Raw genomic sequence first — 24332 nt, 5'->3', positions numbered from 1 at the left:
AATGGCCCTGCCGGCTGGCAGGGCCGACAGTGATTGCACAAAGAAGGTGATCGTTCGTGAACCCCGAATCCATGCTGGCGGCATTGCCAGGCTACGCCATGTCGCCCGAGTCGATCCAGGTGCTGCCTGATGCCAAGGCCTACCGCGTCTGCCTGCTCGAACGCATCCGCGCCGCGACCCGGCGCATTGTGATTGTTGCGTTGTACCTGCAGGAAGACGAGGCCGGCCAGGAAGTGCTGGATGCCCTGTACCAGGCCAAGGCCGAGCGGCCAGGGCTTGAAATCACCATCGTGGTCGACTGGTTCCGTGCCCGCCGGGGCCTGCTCGGGGCCGGGCGACAGCCAGGTAACGCGGCCTGGTACCAGGCCCAGCGCCAGCTGCGTGGGCTGGACATCGCCATTCACGGCGTGCCTGTGCAAACCCGCGAGCTGTTTGGCGTGCTGCACCTGAAGGGCAGCATCATCGACGATTGCGTGATCTACACCGGCGCCAGCGTGAACAACGTCTACCTGCACCGCTTCGACCGCTATCGCCTGGACCGCTACCACCTGTTCCAGTCGCCAGCCCTGGCAGACGCCATGGTGGGCCTGGTGCAGCGCCTGTTGCACCACACCGCCACGCCGCGCCTCGATTTGCCGGCGCCCCCAACCACCCGCAGCCTGCGCGGTGACATCCGGCGCTTGCGGGCACGCTTGCGGCGCATGGCCTATGAGGCACCGGCCAGTGTGGCGGGGCAGGGGTTGCGGGTGATTCCGCTGTTGGGCGTGGGCCGTGGCAACCCGTTGAACCGGGCGCTGTGCGCCATGCTGGCGGCGGCGCGCACGCAGCTCGTCATCAGCACGCCATATTTCAACCCGCCGCGGGTCGTGATGCGCGAACTCGACCATGCGCTGGAGCGTGGTGTGCAAGTGGAATTGATCGTGGGTGACCGTACGGCCAACGACTTCTATATCGCGCCTGGCGAGCCGTTCAGTGCCAGTGGCGCGTTGCCTTATCTGTACGAAGACAACCTGCGGGCCTTCGCCCGTCGCCGCCATGGCGCAATTGCCAGCGGCCAGTTGCAAGTGCGGATCTGGAACGACCCCGGGCACACCTTCCACGCCAAGGGCGTGTGGGTAGACCAGCGCTATTCGCTGTTGACCGGCAATAACCTGAACCCGCGCGGCTTCAACCTGGACCTGGAGAACGGCCTGCTGATCGATGACCCGCAGGGGCAGTGGCTGGGGCCACGGGAGGCAGAGCTGGCCGAATTGCGCCGGTTTGCGCCGAAAATCGGTTCGGCAGAGGCGTTGGGGGTCAAGGCCGAACACCCCAAGGAAGTGCGCAAGTTCTTGCGCAGGTTGCGTTACAGCCGGCTGGAGCCGTTGATCAAACGGGTGCTTTGATGTCGCTTGCACTGGCCCCATCGCCGGCAAGCCAGCTCCCACAGGGGCGGTGCATGCCTTGAAACCTGCGCAAGTCCTGTGGGAGCTGGCTTGCCGGCGATGGGGCCAGTGCCGCCAGCCGAGCAATCAGGCTGTGGCGCCTTTGCTTTGTGCCGCCCCAGCTTCCTTCTTGCCCTTCGGCTTGAGCCGCGACACGGCAAGCAGAACCACCGCCAGCCCGACGATCTGATAAAGCGAAATCTCTTCACTCAAGACCGCCCACGACGCCAGCACCGTCAGCACCGGCCCCAGGTTGCCCACTGCCGCCGTGTGGGTAGGCCCCAACCGCTGAATCGCCAGCGCCACCCAGTAGATCGGCAACACCGTGGAAAAGACCGCCATCAATCCGGCATTGGCCCACACCGCGCCGGGCAATTGCCACAATTGCCCGACGGGGGCCACCAGCAGGTAATGCGCCAACACCATCAGCGAGGATGCGGTGCCGCACAGGCCGGCCAGGCGCATCGAGCCCATGCGTTTGAGCATCATCCCGGTACCGGCGTAGTAAAGTGCGTAGGTCACCGCACTGGCAAACACCCACAGCGAGCCCAGCACCACTTGCTGGCCTGCCCCGGCGACACTGATGTCATGGACAAAGGCGATGCCCAGCCCCAGATAGCACAGGCCCATGGCCGACAGCGTGCGCAGGCTTGGCCGTTCACGCAGGGCGATGGCCTGGAACACCAGCACCAGCGTCGGGTAGGTGAACAGAATCAGCCGTTCCAGCCCGGCGCTGATGTACTGCAAGCCATAGAAATCGAACAGGCTGGCCAGGTAATACCCCAGCAGCCCAAGCAAGGCCACACGCAAACCGTCGCCCAGGTTCAGAGGGGCGCTGCCTTGGCTACGGCTCGCCCATACCAGCCAGGCGAACAGCGGCAGCGCCAACCCCATGCGCATGGCCAAAAGGCTGATGGCGTCCACCGGCCCGGCAGCGTAGGCGAGCTTGACGAAAATGGCCTTGAAGCTGAAGCCAAGGGCGGCCAGCACGGCGTACAAGGCGCCGCTCTGCAACTGGCGTTGGATCAGGCTGCGTAGTGCATTCATGGAGTACCTGCGGCAGAAAAGGGCATGGCTTATTCTGAACAGAAGGCTGTCGCGCTAGAATCGCTTTTTAGTGAACAGGGTCTTCTGTTTTGGAGAAGGGCATGCAATTCGACCTGACCGACCTGCGCCTGCTGCTGGCCATTGCCGCCACAGGTAGCCTGAGCAAGGCCGCTGCGACCTTCCCGGTGGCTGTATCGGCTGCCAGTACTCGCCTGAGACTGCTCGAAGAGCGCTGTGGCCTGGTGTTGTTCTTCCGCAAGGCCGATGGCATGCAGCTGACGCCTTCCGGGCGCCTGGTGCTGGAAGGGGCGCGCAACGTGCTCGGCGAAGCGCAAAAACTGCAAGAGACCTTGCAGCAGATGGCCGGCGAGCAGCGCATCACGTTGCGCCTGGCGGCGTCGACGGTGGCCAACAGCACCTTGTTGCCGGCGATACTTGGGCCGTTTCTGGCGGACTACCCCGAAGTCGACCTGCAACTGATGGAACACAAGAGCGTGGACGTGCTGCGGGTGGTATTGGCCAACGAGTGCGAGATTGGTGTGTACGACGGCATTCTGCCCAGCGGGGGTGTGGTATCGCTGCCGTTTCGCACCGAGCGGCTGGTGATGCTGGTGCCTGCGGACCATCACCTGGCCGGGCGCGAGCAGCTGCGTCTGGTCGATGCGCTGGGCTATGCGTTCATCTGCCTGCCCGCCGGGCGGCCGATGCAGCGCTTTGTCGAGGAACTGGCCATGAACCTGGCCATGCCGCTGAAGGTGCGTGTGCGCGCCCCCAGCTTCGAGGCCATCGCGCAACTGGTTGCACAGCGTGCGGGCGTGGCCATGCTGCCTGAAACCGCCGCCGTGCGCGCCGAGCAGGAGCTGCCGGTGCGCCGCGTCGCCCTGGCGGAAAGCTGGGCCACCCTTGAACTGCGCCTGTGTTTCCGTGACTGGGAGCGCCTGAGCTCACACGGGCGGCAGCTGGTGAGCTTCCTGTCGGGGCGGCAGTTGGCTGCCCCAGCTTCGGGTGAGCCCTATGAAGGGTGACTGATCGTCAGGTCAGCTACCCAGCAAGCGATGATATCAATATGATATCTATTCTCCCTGGGCAGCCTTGAAGGTGAGCCATGTTTTACAGGCTCCTGACCAAGGTCTCTCTGAAAAGTCATCACAAGCGCATACAATTGCGCCTTTTCCTCGTTAACCAGATAGGCCAAAGCGTATATGGCGCTAGATCCACCCACGATGCTGACCATTTCGGTCGCCCTGGCAGCCGCGGCTGCCCTGTACCTGGCGATTGAATGGCGCAGTGTCCGCGAGTCCTCGTTGCTGTTCTGGAGCGCAGGTTTCGCCACCATTACTGTTGGTTGCATCCTGGCGTTGTTGCGCGGGATCGGTTTTCTGTTTATCGGCATCTGGTTCGCCAATGGCTTGCTGGTGGTGGCGCACGCGTTCTTCCTGATGGGCGTGCTGCGCTTTACCCAAGAGCGCTTGTCGCGTGCCTGGCTGATGATCGTGGTGGTCTGGTTCGCCTTGCTGCTGTTGCCCGCTGGGCCGCAGTGGTCGAAGGTGATGCTGATGGCCAACTCGTTGCTGGTGGCTGCGCTGACGCTGAAGGCCAGCTTCCTGCTGCGGCCCCACGGCAAGTCGCTAAGTGTTGGCGCCGTGCAGTTGCGCTATGTGTTGCTGATCCATGGCCTGTTCTATGTGCTCAAGGCAATCATCGCAATTACACCGGGTACGGTGATCGACCTGGCCACTTTTGGCGGGCTGATCATTCAGATTTCCCTGGTCGAGGGGGCGATGGCGATCATGCTGATTGCCTTGTCGATGACGGGCACCGTGCGCTATCGGCGCGAGGAGCGGATTGCCCGGCTGGCTGCGCGTGATCCGTTGACCGCGCTGTACAACCGGCGTGCCCTGGAGGTCAGGGCGGGGCATTTCTTCAAGGAAGTAAGCCCGGCACAGCCTGGGGCCTTGCTGCTGATCGACATCGACAACTTCAAACTGGTCAACGACCTGCACGGGCATATCGCGGGTGACCGCTTGCTGATTGCCTTGAGCGAGATCATTCGCGCGGTGCTGCCCGAGCGCTCGCTGGCGGCGCGGTTGGGCGGCGATGAATTCGTCATCTTGCTGTGCGGGGCCAGCAACGAGCGGGTCATGGAGTTGGGCGGGCTGCTGCGTGAGCAGTTCCAGCAATATGCCAGCAAGACCGTGCCTACGCCGCAGGCGGTCACCTTGAGCATCGGTGCCAACCTGTTCGACCAGCCACCAGCAAGCCTGGCGGCGTTGATCGAGCAGGGGGATGTGGCGTTGTACCAGTCCAAGCGCAGCGGGCGGGACAGTATCCGGTTTGTCGAGCGCTCGATGGCCGACCTTAACCAATAGACTCATGGGGCTGCTTTGCAGCCCATCGCCGGCAAGCCAGCTCCCACAGAGGCCGCGTGATGCTGAAATTTTGCGCAGTACTTGTGGGCGCTGGCTTGCCGGTAATGGGCCGCGAAGCGGCCCTGATGGCTTGAAGGCGGGGTGTCAGGTGGCCACCTGGTAGCACGGCACATACGCAGCGCCGCCGGGCAGCTTCATGCGGTGCTGGTCGACGAAGGCCTGCAACAGCCGGCCCAGCGGGTCCAGCACGGCGCTGTCACCGTGGATCTGATACGGCCCGTGTTCTTCGATCAGGCGGATGCCCTTGTCCTTCACGTTGCCCGCAACAATGCCGGAGAACGCCCGGCGCAGGTTGGCCGCCAACTCGTGCGGGGGCAGGTCACGGCGCAGGTCCAGCTCGGCCATGGCCTGGTGGGTCGGGTCGAACGGGCGCTGGAAGCTCTCCTCGATCTTCAGCAGCCAGTTGAAGTGGAAGGCGTCGTTGCGCTCACGGCGGAACTGCTTGACCTCCTTGAGCCCTTCGACCATGTGCCGGGCAACTTCTGCCGGGTCGTCGATGATGATTTCGTACAAGCGGTGCGCCGCCTCGCCCAGGGTGGCGCCGACGAAGGCATGCAACTGTTGCAGGTAAGGCTCGGCGCTGCGCGGGCCGGTGAGCACCACCGGGAACGGCAGGTCGTGGTTGTCCGGGTGCATGAGGATGCCCAGCAGGTACAGGAACTCCTCGGCTGTACCGGCACCACCCGGGAAGATGATGATGCCGTGGCCGACACGCACGAAGGCCTCCAGGCGCTTCTCGATGTCTGGCAGGATCACCAGTTCGTTGACGATAGGGTTGGGGGCTTCGGCGGCGATGATGCCTGGCTCGGTCAGGCCCAGGTAACGGCTGCCATGCATGCGTTGCTTGGCGTGGGCAATGGTGGCGCCCTTCATCGGGCCTTTCATCACGCCTGGGCCGCAGCCGGTGCATACATCCAGCTTGCGCAGGCCAAGCTCGTGGCCGACCTTCTTGGTGTACTGGTATTCCTCGCTGCTGATCGAGTGACCACCCCAGCACACCACCATTTTCGGCTCCACGCCCGGGCGCAGGGTGCGGGCATTGCGCAGCAGGTGGAAGACGTAGTCGGTGATGCCCTGGGAGCTTTCCAGGTCGATACGCTGGCTGGCCAGTTCGCTCTCGGTGTAGACGATGTCACGCAGGGCGCTGAACAGCATTTCACGGGTGCTGGCGATCATCTCGCCATCGACGAAGGCGTCGGCCGGGGCATTCAACAGCTCCAGGCGAACACCGCGGTCCTGTTGGTGGATTTTTACCTCGAAGTCCTTGTAGGCCTCAAGGATGGTCTTGGCATTGTCGACATGGGCGCCGGTGTTGAGGATAGCCAGGGCGCACTGGCGGAACAGGGTGTAAAGGCTACCGGTACCGACTTCACTCAGTTGCTGCACTTCACGTTGTGACAGCGTCTCCAGGCTGCCTTTGGGGCTGACGGATGCATTGATGACATGGCGTTGGGGCATCTAAGTCTTTCCTGTGCAGGTAAAACATCCTTCTTTGACAACACCATACCGAGAAATGTGGGCGGCAACGAGGGGGTGGGTGAAAATCCTTGAGACCGGGTTGGCTTCTTCGCGGGCTTGCCCGCTCCCACAGGTACGGCGCAAGCCCTGAGAGCAGCGCCACCCTGTGGGAGCGGGCAAGCCCGCGAAGCAGGCGACTCGGTCTCAAGTCAACCCAACAGTTTCTGCACACCCAGGGTAATCGCCAGCCCTCCACCAACCAGCCACAGGTTCAGAATCGCCCCGGTAGCCAGCGCCTTTGGCCCGGCCTGGCGGATCTGGCTGAAGCGGGTTTCCATCCCCAGCGCAGTCATGGCCATGGTCAGGGCAAAAGTGTCCAGGCTGTTGACCGCCTGGGTCACACTGCCAGGCAGCACCTGCAGCGAATTTACCAGCACCAGTGCAAGGAAGCCGAAGGCAAACCAGGGCATCGCAATGCGCCCGTTGCCTTGCGCCAGGCCGGTTTTACGCGAACGGCTGATCCACAGGCCTACCACCAACAGTACCGGCACCAGCAGCATTACCCGGGTCATCTTGACGATGGTTGCAATATGGGTGGCTTCAGGGCTTACGTTACTGGCTGCGCCAACCACCTGCGCCACTTCGTGAAGGGTACCGCCGAGGAAAAGCCCGGCGCCCAGGGTGTCCAGGTGCAACCAGCCAGCGTTGATGGCCAGCGGGTACAGGAACATCGACAAGGTGCCGAACAGCACCACGCTGCCGACTGCCATCGCGCTTTTATGCGGGGCACTGCGCAGCGCCGATTCGAAGGCCAGCACCGCAGCGGCGCCGCAGATGGCACTGCCTGCGGCGGTCAGCAGGGCGGTGTCACGGTCCAGCTTGAACAGCTTCATGCCGCACCACAGGCCGATCAGCAAGGTGCTGGACACCACCAGTAGCGACACGATCAGCCCCGACCAGCCGACTTCGGCAATTTCCTGCAGGCTGACGCGCAGGCCAAAGAAGGCCACGGCAATGCGCAGCAGGCCGCGGGCCGAGAAGTTGATGCCGGCAGCCCAGCTGGCCGGTACGCCGTCACGCAGCGCGTTACCGTACAGGGCACCTGCGACGATGCCGACGATCAGCGGGCTTATACCCAGGTTGGCGATGGCAGGCAAGGCAGCCAGCTGGGTAACCGCAAGCGCGAACAGCGCGACGAACAGGATGCCATTTAGCCGCCCTCGGGTAGAGAGGGTAGGGGCAAAAGCGGGGTTGGACGGAACCGTGGCCATGTGAGTCCTCCGGAAAAGTGTTTCGACAGGGCCTACGTTAATCTGGTTATAAGCTTATAAAAAATCGTAATTTAGAATGGCAAATATCCGAATAGCTGATATTTTTAAAACATGACCCCAGAACAGCTGATAACGTTTGCAACGGTTGCCGAGCACGGCAACATCAGCCACGCGGCCCAGGCCCTGCATCTGTCGCAGCCCGCAGTGTCCGGCCAGCTCAAGTTGTTGCAGGAGGCTTTTGGCGAGCCTCTTTATCAACGTGCCGGCCGTGGCGTGCGGCTGACGGCGGCTGGGGAGCAGTTGCTGGCCCATGCCGAGCGCCTGCGCGAAACCTTTCGCCAGGCCCAGGCACTGCGTGAGGCCATGCGTGGGCTGGAACGCGGCACCTTGCGCATCGGTGCCAGTACCACGCCGGCCAGCTACCTGCTGCCTTACCTGATTGCCGATTTTCACGGGCGCTATCCGGATGTGCTGGTAAGCACTTCACATGGCAACACGGCGGAGATCGTCGCCGCACTGGACAGTGTCGATATCGCCCTGATCGAAGGCCCGCCTGGGCAGGAGCTGGCGTTGGGTACGCAAGTGACGGCCTGGCATGAGGACGAGATCGTCGCGATTGTGCCCAGTGGTCACCCACTGGCGGGCAGTGACCAGCAGACGTTGGCGTCGCTGGGCGCCTACCCGCTGGTCCTGCGCGAGAGCGGCTCGGGTGTGCGGCAGATCGTCGAGCGGGCGTTTGCCCGGGATGGCGTGGCGATGCGCGTGGCGCTGGAGATTGCCGGGGTGGAGGGGGTGAAGGAAGCGGTGCGGGCGGGGATGGGGGTTGGCTTTGTGTCGGCAATGTCCATCCGCCATGAAGATGGGGCATTGCACCGGTTGCAGGTGGCGCCGCAGCCACTGGTGCGGCGGTTTTCCATTCTGGTGCCGCATGCGGCGACTCCGTCGCGGGCCGCTTCGCGGTTTCTTGAGTTGTGTGTTGGTATGCAAGCGGTCGGTTGACTGTTCGGGCCTCTTCGCGGGCACGCCCGCTCCCACAGGTACAGCGCTGCTTTCAGGGGGTACGCCATCCCTGTGGGAGCGGGCGTGCCCGCGAAGAGGCCCACACAGACGCCATCAACTTAACTGGAATACATGCTTCATATAGGCCACAAAGTTCTCATCCCGGCATTGCGTCTTGCCCGGGCTGTCGGAAATCTTGGCCACGGGCGCCCCGTTGCAACCGGTCATCTTGATCACGATATTCATCGGCTCCACCCCCGGGATATCGCAGGTCAGCCGGGTGCCAATGCCAAAACTCACATTGATCCGTTCATGCAACGTGCGGTACAGGCCCAGCGCTTTAGTGAAATCCAGCCCGTCGGAAAAGATCAGCGTCTTGCTCCTGGGGTCGATCCCCAGCCGCTCATAGTGGGCAATGGCCTTTTCCGCCCAAACCAGCGGGTCACCCGAGTCGTGCCGCAGGCCATCGAACAGTTTGGCAAAGTACAAGTCGAAGTCGCCCAGGAATGCGTCCATGGTGATGCAGTCGGTCAAGGCGATGCCCAGCAGCCCGCGGTACTCCCGCACCCAGCATTCCAGCGCAGCAGCCTGGCTGTCGACCAGGCGCGGGCCGAGCTGCTGGTGGGCCATGAACCATTCGTGGGCCATGGTGCCCAGCGGCTTGAGTTCGAACTCACGGGCCAGGTGCACATTGCTGGTACCCACGAAACGCCCCGGGAAATCGTGCTTGAGGATGTGCACCACTTCTTCCTGCACCCGGTAAGAGAAGCGTCGCCGGGTGCCAAAATCCGCCAGCTGGAAGCCGGCCAGCTCTGCAGCGCTGGCCTCGGCCTTGAGCCAGTCCAGTTTCTGGTACAGGCGTTCGCCCACTTGCTCGATGACCACGTCGCCATAGCGATACCGGTTGCGTACCTCGCTGATGATTGCCAGCAACGGGATTTCATAAAGGATTACATGCAACCACGGCCCGCGTACGCGGATCGCCAGCTGCCCTGCATCGTCAAGGCCGACCTGGACATAGCGCAGGTTGAAGCGGAACAGGCTGAGAAAACGGATGAAGTCTGGCTTGAGGAAGGGGATTTTTTCCAGATAGGCCAGCTGGTCGTGGGTAACCGTCACCTCCGCCAGTTGCTCCACCTGGTAGCGGATCTCGGCCAGGTAAGGGGAAAGGTCTTCACCATCGCGGCAGCGGAACTCCCACTCCACTTCGGCATTGGGGTAGTTGTGCAGCACCGCCTGCATCATGGTGATCTTGTAGAAGTCGGTGTCCAGCAGGTTCTGGATGATGCGCGGGCCGAAAACACTGTCGCTCATGGGCGGGCTTCCTTGATCTGGGCAAGCTGGTAGTCCAGCGCGGCCTCGTCACCGCAAAGGATCACGCCTTCGGCAGCCAGGGCGCCGCAGGCCTCGATGGCACCTGCCTGGGTGAGGGCACGGCAGGCTGGCAGGTAGAGCAGTACCTTGAAGCCGGCCTGGCGCAGCTGGCGGGCGGTGGTCTTGACGCAGTAATCCAGAGCCAGCCCGCCGACGATAACCGTATCAACCTGTTGCACCTTGAGGTACTCGATCACCCCGGTGGAACGGCGCTCGGCCAGGTCGTGGTAGCAGGCGCCGTAAGGGTGCAGGTCCGGCTCCACACCTTTCCACACGAAATAGTCGTAATCGATGGGGGCGGGCAGGCCGGCCAATAGCTCGAAACCCGGCGTGCCTGGCACGCAGTGGCTGACCCAGGTCAGGTCTGCGTTATCCAGTTGCAGGGGTTGCAGCATGTGCGCTGGGTCGGCGACCACCCAGGCGGCGTTGGCCGGGTGCGCGTCCTTGCTGCCCAGGCGCAGGTCGGCGCGTAGCGCCATGGCATTCAGATCAGCCGCGATTTCGTCGCCTTCGGGGACGGGCAGTTCCTGCGGGGCGTTGCCCGTGAAGCCGTTTTGCGCGTCGACATCGAAACTGGCGATCTTCATGGTGGTTCTCCTTGCTGGAATGCCCATATAATTCACCTGGTGTATTAAGTGTGTCAAGTGACAGCTTTAAAGAGGTTCAGGATTGCCTTACTTAGATGCTCTGGTGGATTATTGTGCTATTGAACAAGGAGCTGCATGGTGAGTACAGTCGAAGTCCTGGCCAGTGTCGACATCGTCGCCCTGCGCATGGCCCCTGATGCCCAGCATCTGCAAGTGTTGTTGCACCGTCGTGAGCGCGAGCCGCATGCCGGCCAATGGGCGTTGCCCGGCGTAATCGTCAACGGGCGAACCCCGGACACCAGCCTGGAAGACGCCGCCAGCAGGGCCCTGCGCGAGAAGGCCCGGGTTGTGCCGTGCTACATGGAGCAAGTAGGTACCGAAGGCAATGCATTCCGCGACCCGCGTGGTTGGTCGTTGAGCACCTTTTACCTGGCGTTGCTTGACCCGGCGCAAGCTGTGGAGGGCGAGCACCTGGCGTTTTTCGACCTGGACAGTGTGGTGGGGCGCAAAGTGCTGTTGCCGTTCGACCACAACCTGTTGGTGGAGCGCGCGCGTGAGCGGCTGGCAGCCAAGACGGTGTACAGCAGCCTGCCGCTGTACCTGCTGGCGCAGAGGTTCACGGTACTTGATGCGTTGGGGGCGGTGCAGGCGTGCCTGGGGCAGCCAGTGAACAGCACCTCGCTGCGCAAGCGGCTGGAACGCTTGCGTGAGCTGGGGTGGGTAAGGGATACCGGGGAAAAGAACCAGCCCAGGTTAGGCAGGCCGCAGCAGTTGTATCAGTACACGCCGCAGGGTGAGCGGGCGTACATGTTTGACCGCAGCGTGTTACCTGAAGGCGGGTAGGTGTAGGGCTAACTGACCTGACAGAACTGCCAGTGTCGACCCTGCCATGTTCCATGTACTGTCAAGAACCCTCTGCCAAGTTTGGCTTTGAAATGAGCACGATTGATAAGAAAGTCCCCGGTGAGCGTCTGTTCTACGCCGACAACAGGCTGGTTTGCCAAGTCGGCCTGGAAAACACGCGGTTGATGCGTGCTGGTAGCATGGCGCTAGCCCAGTTACAGGCATCGGCCAGTTTGTTGCAAACCGACGGGGCGAATACGGTGCTGGCAGCCCACACACATGGCCAGAGGACTTCCCACGCTTACTCATCTTATGGTTTCTCGCCTGTCCAAACGATACTGGCAATGATCGGTTTCACTGGCGAATGGCGTGATAAGCAGACAGGTTGCTATCCGTTGGGGAAGGGCCATCGACTGTTCAGCCCATTACTCTGTAGATTGGCTGCGCCTGACGTATTGAGCCCGTTTGACAGAGGAGGGCTGAATGCATACGCCTACTGCGCAGGAGATCCGGTCAATTACTCAGACCCTTCAGGCCAGTTCGGTGTCAGTTTTTCCGGAATGGCAAAAACTTTTGGTTCAATGAAGAAAACCGGTGCTACTGCTCTGCTGCGGAAACATAAGGCGCCAATGAGCCTGAAGCCTTTCATCCGGCATTTAGGTCAAGAGCCGGACGGCGTTAAAGCTGTACTGATTAAATCCAGTCTCAGCAACCCTAGGACGGTTTTGGAAGTTTTCAAGATCGAGGGGAGCGTGCAAATCTGGCAGCCAGAGCCCGGTTTTTTTGATGACTTTGTTGGCGGCGAAGTGGCGCAGAAAGGCCTATACAGCTTCGTAGTGCCCAGAGGAGGGCAGCTTCCCAGAGGCGTCAAGGGATACAGTTACCGTACAAACCGTAGTACTAGTAACACCCCTCTCTTTGCCAATACGCGCCCAGTCGCTTCTAGCACTAATCCTTCGGATAATCGTCCACCCCCATCCGATCCACCAGGCTATGAGCCTCCGCCACCTTATGCATCTGTGGCCGAACCAGTGACTGCCATCAGGCAAGCAAGTCGCTAACAGTCCCTGCCAGGGGGCGCTGGAACAAGTGCCTGGCCCTGTTCAACAGCATAGGGCCAGGCTAGTCATCAATGCGCGCAGCGGCTGGTATCGCCTTGCTCCGCCGGTGCCTTGCGCGCCGCAGCCAGAATGGTCGCCAGCACAATCAACGCAGCCCCCGCCGCCATGCGCAGGCTTGGCTGGTCACCAAACAACCACCACGCGCCGATGATCGCGTACACCGGCTCCAGCGCGATGATCATGCCAGCAGTGCGGGCCTCCAGGCCTTCCAGGCTCTTGACGAACAGGAACTGCGACAGCCCGGTGCAGAACACCCCCAGCAACGCCAGGTTGACCCAGTCACTGCCTGCCAGGCTGGTGCTGCCCAGGTGGGTGAAGGCGAATGGCGCCACCAGCGCGGCCACCACCACGTTCTGCCAGAAGGCTACCTGCATGGCGTTCATGCTCGAACCGTTGCGGCGGTTGGCCACGGTCAGCAGGGCGAACGCCAGGCCCGAGCCCAGGCCCCACAGCAGCCCGATGGTGCCTTTGTCGAGCAGGTCAAAAGTGGGTACTACCAATACCAGGCCGGCCGTGACCATCAGCAGCAGCAACCCTTGCACCGCACCGATACGCTGGCCGAACACGCCGCGCTCGATCATGGCGATGAACGCCGGGAAGCTGGCAAAGCCCAAGGTGGCCACGGCCACGCCGCCCACTTTCACAGCAATGAAAAAGGTGACCCAGTGGGTTGCCAGCAACGCGCCGGTCAGGCCCAGCACCGGCAGGTTGCGCAACGTGAGCGCATCGAGCAGGCGTGTACCCTTGAGCCCGGCGACAAAGCCCAGTGCAATAAACGCGAAGGTGGCACGGCCAAAGGTGATGATGCTGGCGTCGGCCTCGATCAGGTGACCGAGGATACCGGTCAGGCCGAACAGCACAGCCGCAATATGAGCAACGCACAGGGCGTTACGGTGGCCGGTGGCAGCACCGGCTACGGGGATTGAAGTCGCGATCATGGCAGTCAAGTCTTCACAATGTGGCGCGCGCATACACTCCCGGTTGCGCGACGCGGGTCTTTAATACTGGGAGTTTTATCGTTATGAGCCCGGACGAACTGCCCGGTGCAAAAAGGCGCCACAGCGTTGGAATTGTGAAGCGAGGCTGTTTTACTCGCGGTTACCACGTCTACCAGCCCACGGCGCGGGGCTGGTAGATGTGTGTATTATCTTTGTATACAGCCTTGTCAGGCGATCGCGGGCGACGTGTGCTTGTCTGATCGCGACATCGGCTGTTGCCTTGCAGCGCCGCGTCATTCGTCGCCGTAGTTCATGATCGACAACAGGCGGATGGGCACCTGTACCAGTTGCTCAGGGCCGTGCGGCGTCTCGCCGTCGAAGGTCAGGCTGTCGCCGGCCTGCATGTGATAGAGCTGGTTGCCATGGCGGTACACCAGTTCACCTTCCAGCAAGTGGAGGAACTCGGTGCCGGGGTGGGCGAAGGTCGGGAACTCTTCGCTGGCGTCGTCCATGCTCACCATGTACGCCTCGAAGTTCTTTTTCGGCCCCCTGGCGTGATTGAGCAAGTGGTAGGTGTGGCCCTTTTCGGTGCCGCGGCGCACCACTTCCAGCCCTTCGCCGGCTTTCACCAGCAAGGCATTGCCGTCGGGCTGGTCATACTGGCTGAACAGCTTGGCCATTGGCATGCCCAGTACGTCGCACAGGCGGCTGAGGGTGTCCAGGCTGGTGGACACCTGGGCGTTCTCGATCTTGCTCAGCATGCCCTGGCTGATACCGGCAATGCGTGCCACATCGGCGAGCTTGAGGGACTGGGCCTGGCGCTGGCGCTTGATCTGCAGGCCCAGGTACTGCTCCAGGCGAAGGCGCGGTTCGGTTTCGGTCGACATCGAATGTCCTGCAAGGTTTCAGTTCAAGAATAAATATTGCGCACTGGGAAAGTGCGAAATGCAGCTGCGTTGGCCGCTTCTTTCCTCGGGTGAAAACAAGTTTCCCATAAATAGCGCATAAAAACCTGCCTGGGTTGTGTGCTGCCTGTGCTGGCCTCTTCGCGTGCACGCCCGCTCCCACAAGGCTTTGCGGCGATCACTGTGGGAGCGGGCGTGCCCGCGAAGAGGCCCGCACAGGCAACGCAAGGCAGCACCCTGAACAAAGTTGGCAAGCGCATTGCATTCCTGTGAGGAAAGTAAGTTTCTCATGCGGAATCATTGCCCCTTACCCAGGAGTGTTCAACCCATGTTGCCAGCAGAAACCCAGCGCACCCTCGACCAGCACGGCATCAAGTACGTGCTGGCGCAGTTCGTCGATATCCATGGCTCGGCGAAGACCAAATCGGTGCCGGTCTCGGGCCTGAAGATGGTGGCCGAGGAGGGCGCCGGCTTTGCCGGGTTCGCCATCTGCGGCATGGGCATGGAACCGCACGGCCCGGACTTCATGGCCCGCGGCGACCTGTCCACCCTGATTCCGGTGCCCTGGCAGCCAGGTTATGGCCGGGTGGTGTGCGTGGGCCACGTGAATGGCCAGCCTTGGCCTTACGACACCCGCCATGTGTTGCAGCAGCAGGTACAGCGCCTGGCCGACAAGGGCTGGACCCTGAACACTGGCCTTGAGCCGGAGTTCAGCCTGTTCCGCCGCGACGAAGGCGGCAAGCTGCAACTGGTGGATGCCTCCGACAACCTCGACAAGCCGTGCTACGACTACAAGGGCCTGTCGCGCTCGCGGCTGTTCCTTGAACGCCTGACCGAGGCGCTGCAACCGGTAGGTTTCGACATCTACCAGATCGACCACGAAGACGCCAACGGCCAGTTCGAGATCAACTACACCTACAGCGACGCCATGGAGTCGGCCGACCGCTTCACCTTCTTCCGCATGGCCGCCGGCGAAATCGCCAACGACCTGGGCATGATCTGCTCGTTCATGCCCAAGCCCGACCCCAAGCGCGCTGGCAATGGCATGCACTTTCACCTGTCGCTGGCCAGCAGCACCAACAAGAACCTGTTCCACGACCCGTCCGACAGCAGCGGCATGGGCCTGTCGAAACTGGCCTATCACTTTGCCGCAGGGTTGATGGCCCACGGCGCGGCGTTGTGTGCCTTTGCGGCACCCACGGTCAACTCCTACAAGCGCCTGGTGGTGGGCCGTTCATTGTCGGGGTCGACGTGGGCCCCGGCGTTCGTCGCCTGGGGGGCCAACAACCGTTCGGCGATGGTGCGCATTCCTTATGGTCGCCTGGAGTTCCGCCTGCCGGACGCAGGGTGCAACCCCTACCTGGTTACCGCAGCGATCATCGCCGCTGGCCTCGATGGCATCGACCGCCAGCTGGAACCGGGCGAGATGTGCAATGAAAACCTCTACAACCTCAGCCTTGAAGAAATTGCCGCACGCGGCATCAAGACCCTGCCGCAATCGCTGAAAGAGGCCGCCGACGCGCTCGAAGCCGACCCGTTGTTCCGCGAGGTGCTGGGCGCCGAGATCGTCGAGGAGTTCATCAAGCTCAAGCGCATGGAGTGGGTGGAGTACTGCCGCCACGTTTCCGACTGGGAAATCCAGCGTTACACCGAGTTCTTCTGACCGCCCCCCAATCCCCTGGGCGGGCAACACGAAAGCGCTCGCCCACTGCCTAGTAAGGAGCATCACCATGTGTGGAATCGTAGGTCTGTACCTGAAAAAGCCCGAGCTGGAAGCCCAGCTTGGCAAGCTCTTCGAACCCATGCTGCAAGCCATGACCGACCGTGGCCCGGACAGCGCCGGCTTTGCCATCTATGGCGACGAAGTGGCCGATGGCTGGGTCAAGCTGACCCTGCAAGCCACCGATACCAACTACCCCTGGACCACCCTGATGGGCCAGTTGGAAGGGCGCCTGGGCTGTTCGCTGGACTGGTTCCAGAATGCCAGCGCCGCCGTGCTCAAGGTGCACACGGATGAAGCCTCTGCCCGTGCAGCGTTGGCCGAGCTGGCCCCCGGCGTGCGCATCATGAGCGCCGGGCAGAGCATCGAAATCCTCAAGGGCATGGGCTTGCCAGCAGAAATTTCCAGCCGCTTCGGCCTGGCCGGCATGAAGGGCAGCCACATCATCGGCCACACCCGCATGGCCACCGAAAGCGCCGTGACCATGGAAGGCAGCCACCCGTTCTCCACCGGCGCCGACCTGTGCCTGGTGCACAACGGCTCGCTGTCCAACCACTTCCGCCTGCGCCAGGAACTCAAGCGCGAAGGCATCAGCTTCGAGACCGACAACGACACTGAGGTGGCCGCCGGCTACCTGACCTGGCGCCTGCAGCAGGGCGACAGCCTGGCCCAGGCCCTGGACGGCGCGCTGGAAGACCTGGACGGCTTCTTCACCTTTGCCATCGGTACCCGTAACGGTTTTGCCGTGATCCGCGACCCGATTGCCTGCAAACCAGCGGTGCTTGCCGAGACCGAAGACTACGTAGCCATGGCTTCGGAGTACCAGGCCCTGGCCAGCCTGCCAGGCATCGAGCACGCCAGGGTCTGGGAACCGGCACCTGCCACCCTGTACGTCTGGGAACGCGAAAGCGCCTGACCTGCCACCGAACATCTGGAGAACCTTATGAAGACGATCGACCTTTCCAGCACTTCGGTGCGCGTGCTCAACCAGTCCCTGCACGGCGAGGTGCAGGACCATGAATGGCGGGTGACCCACCCCGATGGCAAGCACAACCTGGCCGTGGGCATCAACGCCGCCGTGGCGGTGGATATCGAAGGCCACGCCGGCTACTACTGCGCCGGCATGAACCAGCAGGCCAGCGTGACGGTGCACGGCAATGTCGGGGTGGGTGTGGCCGAGAACATGATGTCTGGCTCGGTGCGGGTCAAGGGCAGTGCCTCCCAGGCCGCTGGTGCCACGGCCCATGGCGGGCTGCTGGTGATCGAAGGTGACGCCGGTGCCCGTTGCGGTATTTCCATGAAGGGTGTGGACATTGTGGTGGGCGGCAGCATCGGCCACATGAGCTGCTTCATGGGCCAGGCCGGGCGCCTGGTGGTGTGTGGTGATGCCGGTGACGCGCTGGGCGATTCGCTGTACGAGGTGCGTATCTACGTCAAGGGCTCGGTGCAGTCGCTGGGCTCGGACTGCATCGAAAAAGAGATGCGCGCCGAGCACCTGCAAGAGTTGCAGGAGCTGTTGGGCAAGGCGGGCCTGGACCACAAGGCCGCCGATTTCAAACGCTACGGCTCGGCCCGCCAGCTGTACAACTTCAAAGTCGACAACGCCAGCGCGTACTGATCCAGGAGCATTCCCATGAGCGAACAATTCCCCCCGGTACTGCGTGAATCGGCCACCTTCGATCGCCTGACCATCCAGGAAATCCAGCGTGCCGCTGAAACCGGCATCTACGACATTCGCGGTGGCGGCACCAAGCGCCGCGTGCCGCACTTCGACGACCTGTTGCTGCTGGGTGCCAGCGTGTCGCGTTACCCGCTGGAAGGCTACCGCGAAAAGTGCGGCACCGACGTGGTGCTGGGCAACCGCTTTGCGAAAAAGCCGATCCACCTGAAAATTCCGGTGACCATCGCCGGCATGAGCTTCGGCGCGCTGTCGGCCAACGCCAAGGAGGCGCTGGGCCGTGGCGCGACCATCGCCGGCACCAGCACCACCACGGGCGACGGCGGCATGACCCCGGAAGAGCGTGGTCAGTCGCAGCATCTGGTGTACCAGTACCTGCCATCGCGTTATGGCATGAACCCCGATGACCTGCGCAAGGCCGATGCCATCGAGATTGTCCTTGGCCAGGGCGCCAAACCAGGTGGCGGCGGCATGCTGCTGGGCATGAAAGTGACCGAGCGCGTGGCAGGCATGCGCACCTTGCCTATCGGTGTGGACCAGCGCAGTGCTTGCCGCCACCCGGACTGGACCGGCCCGGACGACCTGGCGATCAAGATTGCCGAGATCCGCGAGATCACCGACTGGGAAAAACCCATCTACGTGAAGATCGGTGCCAGCCGCCCGTACTACGACGTCAAGCTGGCGGTGAAGGCCGGTGCCGATGTAATCGTGCTCGACGGCATGCAGGGTGGTACTGCGGCAACCCAGGAAGTGTTCATCGAGCACGTCGGCATTCCGATTCTGCCGGCCATTCCCCAGGCGGTGCAGGCGCTGCAGGAAATGGGCATGCACCGCAAGGTACAGCTGATTGTCTCGGGCGGTATCCGCAACGGTGCCGACGTGGCCAAGGCCATGGCCCTGGGGGCGGATGCAGTGGCCATCGGTACGGCGGCGCTGATCGCCCTGGGCGATAACCACCCGCGTCTGGACAGCGAGCTGAAAAAGATCGGCTCGGCTGCCGGCTTCTACGACGACTGGCAGAACGGCCGCGACCCGGCCGGCATTACTACCCAGGACCCGGAACTGGCCAAGCGCCTGAACCCGGAAGAGGCTGGTCGCCGGTTGGCCAATTACCTGCGCGTGCTGGTGCTGGAGGCGCAGACCATGGCGCGTGCGTGTGGCAAGTCGCATTTGCACAACCTGGACCCGGAGGATTTGGTGGCATTGACCGTGGAAGCGGCGGCGATGGCGCGGGTGCCGCTGGCGGGGACCGCCTGGGTGCCGGGGCAGGCCCAGTATTGAGTTGACCATCGGGGGCCGCTTTGCGGCCCTTTCGCGACACAAGGCCGCTCCCACAGGGCACCGCGCACAGCTCGGCAACTGCGGCCCCCCTGTGGGAGCGGCCTCGTGTCGCGAAAGGGCTGCAAAGCAGCCCCAGGGCACCCCCACCATTCACACAGGAGTGACTCCATGAAGCACCTCACCCTCGCTGTAATGTTGTTAGCCCTGACTTCCCGGGCCCACGCCGCCGAACCCACCCTGGACACCGGCAACACCGCCTGGATGATCTGCGCCGCGATGTTCGTGCTGATGATGTGCATACCCGGCCTGGCACTGTTCTACGGCGGGATGGTACGGGCGAAGAACTTCCTTTCGGTGTTCACCCAGCTGTTCGCCGTAGCCGGGGTGATCGGCATCCTGTGGGTGCTGTTTGGCTACAGCCTGGTGGTCGATACCACCGGCATGGTCGAGGGCCAGCTGACCTTCAACAGCTTCATCGGCGGGTTGGACAAGGCACTGATGCTGAACATCGGCCATGACAGCCTGGTCGGCACCATCCCCGAAGGCGTGTTCGCTGTGTTTCAACTGACCTTCGCCATCATCACCCCGGCGCTGATTGCCGGGGGTTTTGCCGAGCGCATGAAGTTCAGCGCATCGTTGCTGTTCATGGGTGCCTGGTTCGTGCTGGTGTACGCGCCGATCGCGCATATGGTGTGGGGCGGCCCGGGGGCATTGATGGTCAACTGGGGCGTGCTGGATTTTGCTGGCGGCACCGCAGTGCATATCAACTCTGGCGTGGCAGCCCTGGCTGCGGCATTGATGCTGGGCAAGCGCAAGGGCTACCCGCAGGTAGCAATGCCACCGCACAACCTGGGCTTTACCCTGGTGGGCGCCGGGTTGCTGTGGGTGGGCTGGTTCGGCTTCAACGTGGGCTCGGGGCTGGCGGCCAACGAAGGGGCAGGGGTAGTGATGCTGGCGACCATGGTGGCGGCTTGTGCCGGGATTGTCGGCTGGTTGCTGACCGAGAAGGTGATGCATGGTCGGCCGACTGCACTGGGTGCTGCGTCGGGGGCATTGGCGGGGTTGGTAGGCATTACCCCGGCCTGTGCGTTCGTCGGGCCACTGGGCGCTTTGGTGATCGGTTTGCTCACGGGGGCGATTTGCTTCTTTGCGGTCACTCGGCTCAAGCAGGCGCTGGGCTATGACGACAGTCTGGATGTGTTCGGGCTGCATGGGGTAGGCGGGATGGTCGGGGCGATCCTGACCGGGGTGTTTGCTGCACCGGCGTTGGGAGGTTATGTGGAGGGCGTATCGCCCATAGGGCAGGCGCTGGTGCAGCTGAAGGGGGTGGCGTTTACCTTCGTGTACTGCTTTGTGGTGAGCTGGGCGATTCTCGGGGCCATCAAGCTGACCGTGGGGCTGCGGGCCAGTCGGGAAGAGGAAGAGCAGGGGCTGGACCTGGCAGAGCACAATGAGCGGGCGTACAACCTCTGATTGAACTGCTGCCTGTGCCGGCCTTTTCGCGGGCAAGCCCGCTCCCACAGGACTGCCACGGGTTTGAGATCTGTGGTTTACCTGGGGGAGCGGCTGTTCGCCACCCCGAACGGCACATGCACCATCGGCAAATCCCCCGCCGGCGATTGCAAATGGCTGCGCTGGTCATCGAAAAACACATGCGGTTTCAGGATCGACAGCACCCGAGGTTTCTCCATCCCGCCAAGGAAAAAGCACTCGTCCGGTGACACCCCCCAATCCTTCAACGTGGTCACCACCCGTTCATGCGAAGGTGCATTGCGCGCGGTGACAATCGCAATGCGCAAGATCCGCTTGTAGGCCGGGTCCTCGGCCAGCTTGCGGTCTTCCAGCGTGCGGATCAGCGAAAGCTTGCGGTACAGGTCCGCCAGCGGCCCTGGCGAATGCGGAACGCCTTTGTGCACGCGCTCATGCTCCTGGAAATCGTCCAGGTTGTCGTTGCGCTTGTACACGCTCTCCGCCTCGTCGTCGGCAATCACGCCATCGAAGTCGAAGGCCACCCGCAATTCGGTGTCGATCTCGTCGTCGTAGATGCGCGTGGGCAACACGCGCCCAGCCGGGTAATCGGCATCGATGGCTTTTTGTACATCTTCCTCATTGGCACTGAGAAACAGCGAGGCATTGAACGCCGGAATGTACTCGTAGGGCGAGCGCCCCGACATGAACGCCGCACGGGTGATGTCCAGCTGGTAGTGGTTGATTGAACGGAAAACCCGCAGGCCGGTTTCCGGTGAGTTGCGCGAGAGCAGCACCACTTCTACCGGCAGTTGGTCGGGGAAGGCCTTGTTGATGCTCAGGAAGCGCCGAATGAACGGGAACGCCACGCCCTTGGGGAAGGGCTCGTCCAGGTTCTGCTGCTGGTGCTGGCGGTACGCGTCGACACCCTCGGCCTGGTAGATGTCGTCCGAGACGGTGAGGTCGAACAGCGCACTCGAGGCAACGCCTATGACCAGTTTCTGTTCGATGGGGTAGGGCATTGGGCAACTCCTGGGCTTTTGCTGGGGGCAAGTGTACGCGAGCGCTGTGACGAAAGCCCTCAGGCCTCCGGTACCAGCCCTCCTCGATACCTGACCGATCACTCATTTTCCGAACGCGTGAGTGGATCCATTGATGTCATTTTGATAGCTTTCCGCCCCTTACCGCTGTATCCGGATAGGGATAGATGAACCAGCCATACGAACACAGGACTTTGTCTCCGCTCGCCAACCTGATTGTGGACAGGGCGATCGAGAACACCAATCGCAAACTGGTTGCCGGCTTTCGCAACAAGAAGAACTCCCAACCCAACGCCAAGTCGCCCGACCCGCTTACGGTCGGCAAAGACACCTTGAACGCCACCTCCGCGCAGAGCGCGATGCAAGTGGCCAACCGCGGGGTTGCCTGGAAGGAAATCCTTTTCAAGAGCCTGTCAGTAGGTATCGGTTCGCTGGCCACCCTTCAGTTCGACGGCGAACTGGCAGTCAGCGCCAATGACGACTCCAGCCTGGGTAACCTGCCCGACAAGCCAGGCGTTTATGTGGTGTACGACGCCGACGGCAAGCTGGCCTACATCGGTGACAGCACCAACATGCGCCAGCGCTGGCAGGACGGGCACATGAACGAGTTCCGCAGCCGGGCCAGGAACGAGAACCGCAAGCCCTACAAGCTGGCCGGCCAGCTGGAGGACGGTTGCACCATCAAGTTCGTGGTCATGGACTCGGCAGAAACCGCTGCCGCGCTGGAAGCGTTCCTGATCAAGAATGAAAAACCGCCGGTCAACAGCCGTGAAGAGCTGAAGGAAGAGCAGGGCATTCGCAGCAACATCGAAGCAAAAAAAATGAAGGACGCGATGGGCAGCACTGGCGACATCGCCCTTGGCGCCGGCAAGGAGGCGCTGAAAAATTCCGGTTGGCAGGTGTTCGAGCAACTGACAGCCGCTGCCATCATTGCCATCAAGGATGAGCTGGTCGACCTGTTCATGGGCGGTACCGCACGCCTGAAGGCGCGTGTGGAGCGCTTCCTGAAAAAGATCTGGGTGGTGGTGGAGCGTATCATCGCCGCCCCGCTGAAACTCCTGAACGGCATTGTCGAGTTCATCGTCAATGCCCTGTCCAAAGCCGTACGCCAGGTCTACAACCTAAGCCGCAACCTGTTCGACCTGGCCCATGGTGCCTGGCAGCTGTACAAGGGCGCGCAGAACCTGCCGCGCGAAGAACTGATCCAGAAAATCGTCGAGACCGTGGTGGTCAGCGGCACGCTGATCTTCTGGGATGGCATCGAGCCGGTCATCGAAGCGCAGCTGCTGCCTTTGGTGGGGGTCGCAGCGCCGTATATTTCCTGCGTCATTGCCGCCATCGGCTTTGGCCTGTGCAGCTTCCATCTGCAGAAGGTGGTGCCGCCCATCGTTGCGTATCTGGTGGACTTCAAGACCGGCTGGCACGAGGCACTGGAGGCCAAACGTGCGGCTGCATTGCAGTTGATCGCGGTGCAGGAGAACGAGTGGCTGATGGCTGAAGGGCTGATGGAGTATGCCCGATCGGTCGATGCCCTGGCCCGTGAGGCCACGGCGCACCGTGAGCGCATGGCACAACATCGTGCGGTAAAGGCGATCGACTATTCGGCGCTGCTGCAAACGAACAAGAACCGTATTACCCAGGAGTCGTGACAGGTGTTCAACTTTGCAAATGGCCTTGCAGGCAAGGCTCTCGCTGAAATCCGGATGACACCTGCACTCCCTGATGCGTCCTCACTGCCAGCACCGCGTGAGGAAAACAACCAGCTCAAGGACTTCGAGCAAGGGTTGCGCAAACTGCACGAAGCCATCGTCAAGAACAAGGGTACCCGCGATCAGTTGGCGGAGTTCCAGCAGCAGGGCACCTGGGATTCGTTCTGGGGGGGCTTCACTGGCAAGAACGACAAGGACCTGGCCGACATGGTCCGTCAGGTGGGCGAAAGCCTAGAAGTCACCCAGAGCGTGGTGCAGTTGTTGACCCAGTTGCACACGGCCAACAACAAGGTGCTGCGTGGTTTCAATGATGCACTGGTGAGCGAGATCGAACGCTTGCAGGCAGACGCCTCGACCCTGGAGGGCAACCAGGAAGGCGCGCTGATGGTGCTGTGCGAGTTCAAGCAGCAGATTGACGAGTTGCTGGCGCTGTCCGATGGCTACGCCTACTGCACGCAAGAGGTGGAGCGCCTGGCTTGGGTGCAGGGCAAGCAGGAAATCGAGATGGCCGCATTACAGGCCGGGATCGACGCGCAAAACCAGAAGCTCGTGGCCAGCACCCTGGCCCGTGTGCAGAAGGAAGGGGTGATACGCAAGACCCTTGAGCAGCATCAGCACAAACTGATTGCCCAGCAAGGGCAGCTAGAGGAACTGAACAAGCACCTGGTTACCAGCAACCTGGCCCGGGAAAGCCTGTCCACGACTGTGACCACGGCGTTGAAGAAGCTTGCGTTGGCAACCAGCACCCAGTCCCAGCGCGTCGATAGCGTGGAAGCACGGTTGGCCAGCCTGGCTGAGCGTCAGCGTGAATGCGAGCTGCAGTTGCAGCAGCTGTCCGGGGCCGGCTGGGCCGCGTATCTGGGGCGCAATGCCGTGCCCTTGCTGGCACTGGCCGTGGCGGTGTTTGCCTTGGGGTTGAACCTGTTCGGGTAAACGATTGGCAATGGCATCAGGGCTGACAGGTGTTGGCCACAAGATATGCAGCGCCTGTGAGACCGAGCGCCGCCCGCGCGGCGCATCGCGAGCAAGCTCGCTCCTACA

General features: G+C 62.3%; 21 protein-coding genes. 13 read left to right on the top strand and 8 right to left on the bottom strand.

Going from position 1 to position 24332, the window contains the following annotated elements; translation table 11 throughout:
* Nucleotides 1-56 precede the first annotated feature (56 nt).
* Nucleotides 57-1385, top strand: a complete 1329-nt coding sequence (pssA, locus tag ACFY9W_RS11070) for a CDP-diacylglycerol--serine O-phosphatidyltransferase (protein WP_391129676.1) — start codon at nt 57-59, stop codon at nt 1383-1385.
* Nucleotides 1386-1511: 126 nt separating this feature from the next.
* Here pssA and ACFY9W_RS11065 read toward each other — a convergent pair whose 3' ends face one another.
* Entirely contained in the window at nt 1512-2471 is a 960-nt protein-coding gene (locus ACFY9W_RS11065; RefSeq protein WP_391129673.1) for an EamA family transporter, read from the bottom strand.
* Nucleotides 2472-2572: 101 nt separating this feature from the next.
* On the opposite strand from ACFY9W_RS11065, the gene ACFY9W_RS11060 reads away from it, so the two are divergent.
* Both ACFY9W_RS11060 and ACFY9W_RS11055 read left to right on the top strand, forming a co-directional pair.
* Nucleotides 2573-3496: a LysR substrate-binding domain-containing protein gene (locus tag ACFY9W_RS11060; protein WP_391129670.1), complete on the top strand. Its 924-nt coding sequence runs from the start codon at nt 2573-2575 to the stop codon at nt 3494-3496.
* 198 nt (nt 3497-3694) lie between these two features.
* Nucleotides 3695-4840, top strand: a complete 1146-nt coding sequence (locus tag ACFY9W_RS11055) for a diguanylate cyclase domain-containing protein (protein WP_391129667.1) — start codon at nt 3695-3697, stop codon at nt 4838-4840.
* Nucleotides 4841-4984: 144 nt separating this feature from the next.
* Here ACFY9W_RS11055 and ppnN read toward each other — a convergent pair whose 3' ends face one another.
* Both ppnN and ACFY9W_RS11045 read right to left on the bottom strand, forming a co-directional pair.
* A complete protein-coding gene (ppnN, locus tag ACFY9W_RS11050) occupies nt 4985-6358 on the bottom strand; it encodes a nucleotide 5'-monophosphate nucleosidase PpnN (RefSeq protein ID WP_391129664.1) in 1374 nt (457 codons plus the stop codon).
* Nucleotides 6359-6567: 209 nt separating this feature from the next.
* Nucleotides 6568-7629, bottom strand: a complete 1062-nt coding sequence (locus ACFY9W_RS11045) for a putative sulfate exporter family transporter (RefSeq protein WP_391129662.1) — start codon at nt 7627-7629, stop codon at nt 6568-6570.
* A gap of 111 nt (nt 7630-7740) precedes the next feature.
* On the opposite strand from ACFY9W_RS11045, the gene ACFY9W_RS11040 reads away from it, so the two are divergent.
* Nucleotides 7741-8628, top strand: a complete 888-nt coding sequence (locus ACFY9W_RS11040; protein WP_391129659.1) for a LysR substrate-binding domain-containing protein — start codon at nt 7741-7743, stop codon at nt 8626-8628.
* Nucleotides 8629-8742: 114 nt separating this feature from the next.
* Here the strand turns inward: ACFY9W_RS11040 and pncB are convergent, their stop codons facing one another.
* Together pncB and ACFY9W_RS11030 are read right to left on the bottom strand one after the other, a co-directional pair.
* Nucleotides 8743-9942: a nicotinate phosphoribosyltransferase gene (pncB, locus tag ACFY9W_RS11035; protein ID WP_391129656.1), complete on the bottom strand. Its 1200-nt coding sequence runs from the start codon at nt 9940-9942 to the stop codon at nt 8743-8745.
* Nucleotides 9939-10589, bottom strand: coding sequence for an isochorismatase family protein (locus tag ACFY9W_RS11030; protein WP_391129653.1), 651 nt, complete (start codon nt 10587-10589; stop codon nt 9939-9941). Before ACFY9W_RS11030 ends, pncB begins: the two co-directional genes overlap by 4 nt.
* 138 nt (nt 10590-10727) lie before the next feature.
* Here ACFY9W_RS11030 and ACFY9W_RS11025 point away from each other — a divergent pair, with 138 nt between their 5' ends.
* Together ACFY9W_RS11025 and ACFY9W_RS11020 are read left to right on the top strand one after the other, a co-directional pair.
* Nucleotides 10728-11432 (top strand): NUDIX domain-containing protein, encoded by a 705-nt coding sequence (locus ACFY9W_RS11025; RefSeq protein WP_391129650.1) that lies wholly within the window; start codon nt 10728-10730, stop codon nt 11430-11432.
* A gap of 32 nt (nt 11433-11464) precedes the next feature.
* Nucleotides 11465-12493, top strand: a complete 1029-nt coding sequence (locus ACFY9W_RS11020) for an RHS repeat-associated core domain-containing protein (RefSeq protein ID WP_391129648.1) — start codon at nt 11465-11467, stop codon at nt 12491-12493.
* Between the two features lie 68 nt (nt 12494-12561).
* Here ACFY9W_RS11020 and ACFY9W_RS11015 read toward each other — a convergent pair whose 3' ends face one another.
* Nucleotides 12562-13491, bottom strand: coding sequence for an EamA family transporter (locus tag ACFY9W_RS11015; protein ID WP_391129645.1), 930 nt, complete (start codon nt 13489-13491; stop codon nt 12562-12564).
* Between the two features lie 293 nt (nt 13492-13784).
* Nucleotides 13785-14378 carry a helix-turn-helix domain-containing protein gene (locus ACFY9W_RS11010; protein ID WP_136915286.1) on the bottom strand — a complete coding sequence of 198 codons (594 nt, stop codon included), beginning with the start codon at nt 14376-14378 and terminating at the stop codon, nt 13785-13787.
* Nucleotides 14379-14724: 346 nt separating this feature from the next.
* Here ACFY9W_RS11010 and glnT point away from each other — a divergent pair, with 346 nt between their 5' ends.
* From glnT to ACFY9W_RS10985, 5 genes are all read left to right on the top strand, one after another.
* Entirely contained in the window at nt 14725-16059 is a 1335-nt protein-coding gene (gene glnT, locus ACFY9W_RS11005) for a type III glutamate--ammonia ligase (protein ID WP_391129640.1), read from the top strand.
* 67 nt (nt 16060-16126) lie between these two features.
* Complete coding sequence (locus tag ACFY9W_RS11000) at nt 16127-17032, top strand: glutamine amidotransferase family protein (protein ID WP_391129638.1); 906 nt, start codon at nt 16127-16129, stop codon at nt 17030-17032.
* 27 nt (nt 17033-17059) lie between these two features.
* Nucleotides 17060-17734: a protein glxC gene (locus tag ACFY9W_RS10995; RefSeq protein ID WP_391129635.1), complete on the top strand. Its 675-nt coding sequence runs from the start codon at nt 17060-17062 to the stop codon at nt 17732-17734.
* Nucleotides 17735-17749: 15 nt separating this feature from the next.
* Complete coding sequence (locus ACFY9W_RS10990) at nt 17750-19075, top strand: FMN-binding glutamate synthase family protein (RefSeq protein WP_016715698.1); 1326 nt, start codon at nt 17750-17752, stop codon at nt 19073-19075.
* A gap of 168 nt (nt 19076-19243) precedes the next feature.
* Complete coding sequence (locus tag ACFY9W_RS10985) at nt 19244-20548, top strand: ammonium transporter (protein ID WP_391129631.1); 1305 nt, start codon at nt 19244-19246, stop codon at nt 20546-20548.
* A gap of 77 nt (nt 20549-20625) precedes the next feature.
* Here the strand turns inward: ACFY9W_RS10985 and ACFY9W_RS10980 are convergent, their stop codons facing one another.
* Nucleotides 20626-21564, bottom strand: a complete 939-nt coding sequence (locus tag ACFY9W_RS10980; protein WP_391129628.1) for a 5'-nucleotidase — start codon at nt 21562-21564, stop codon at nt 20626-20628.
* Nucleotides 21565-21749: 185 nt separating this feature from the next.
* Here ACFY9W_RS10980 and ACFY9W_RS10975 point away from each other — a divergent pair, with 185 nt between their 5' ends.
* Together ACFY9W_RS10975 and ACFY9W_RS10970 are read left to right on the top strand one after the other, a co-directional pair.
* Nucleotides 21750-23231 (top strand): GIY-YIG nuclease family protein, encoded by a 1482-nt coding sequence (locus ACFY9W_RS10975; protein ID WP_391129625.1) that lies wholly within the window; start codon nt 21750-21752, stop codon nt 23229-23231.
* A 564-nt stretch (nt 23232-23795) separates the two neighbouring features.
* On the top strand, nt 23796-24224 hold the full coding sequence (locus ACFY9W_RS10970; protein ID WP_391130057.1) for a hypothetical protein: 429 nt from the start codon (nt 23796-23798) through the stop codon (nt 24222-24224).
* Nucleotides 24225-24332: the final 108 nt, after the last annotated feature.

Origin of the sequence: Pseudomonas sp. NPDC008258 (genome assembly GCF_042956345.1) — a bacterium.
Classification (GTDB): Bacteria; Pseudomonadota; Gammaproteobacteria; order Pseudomonadales; family Pseudomonadaceae; genus Aquipseudomonas.
Note: the sequence above shows the minus strand (reverse complement) of the source record. Positions and strands in the feature narration are given on the sequence as shown.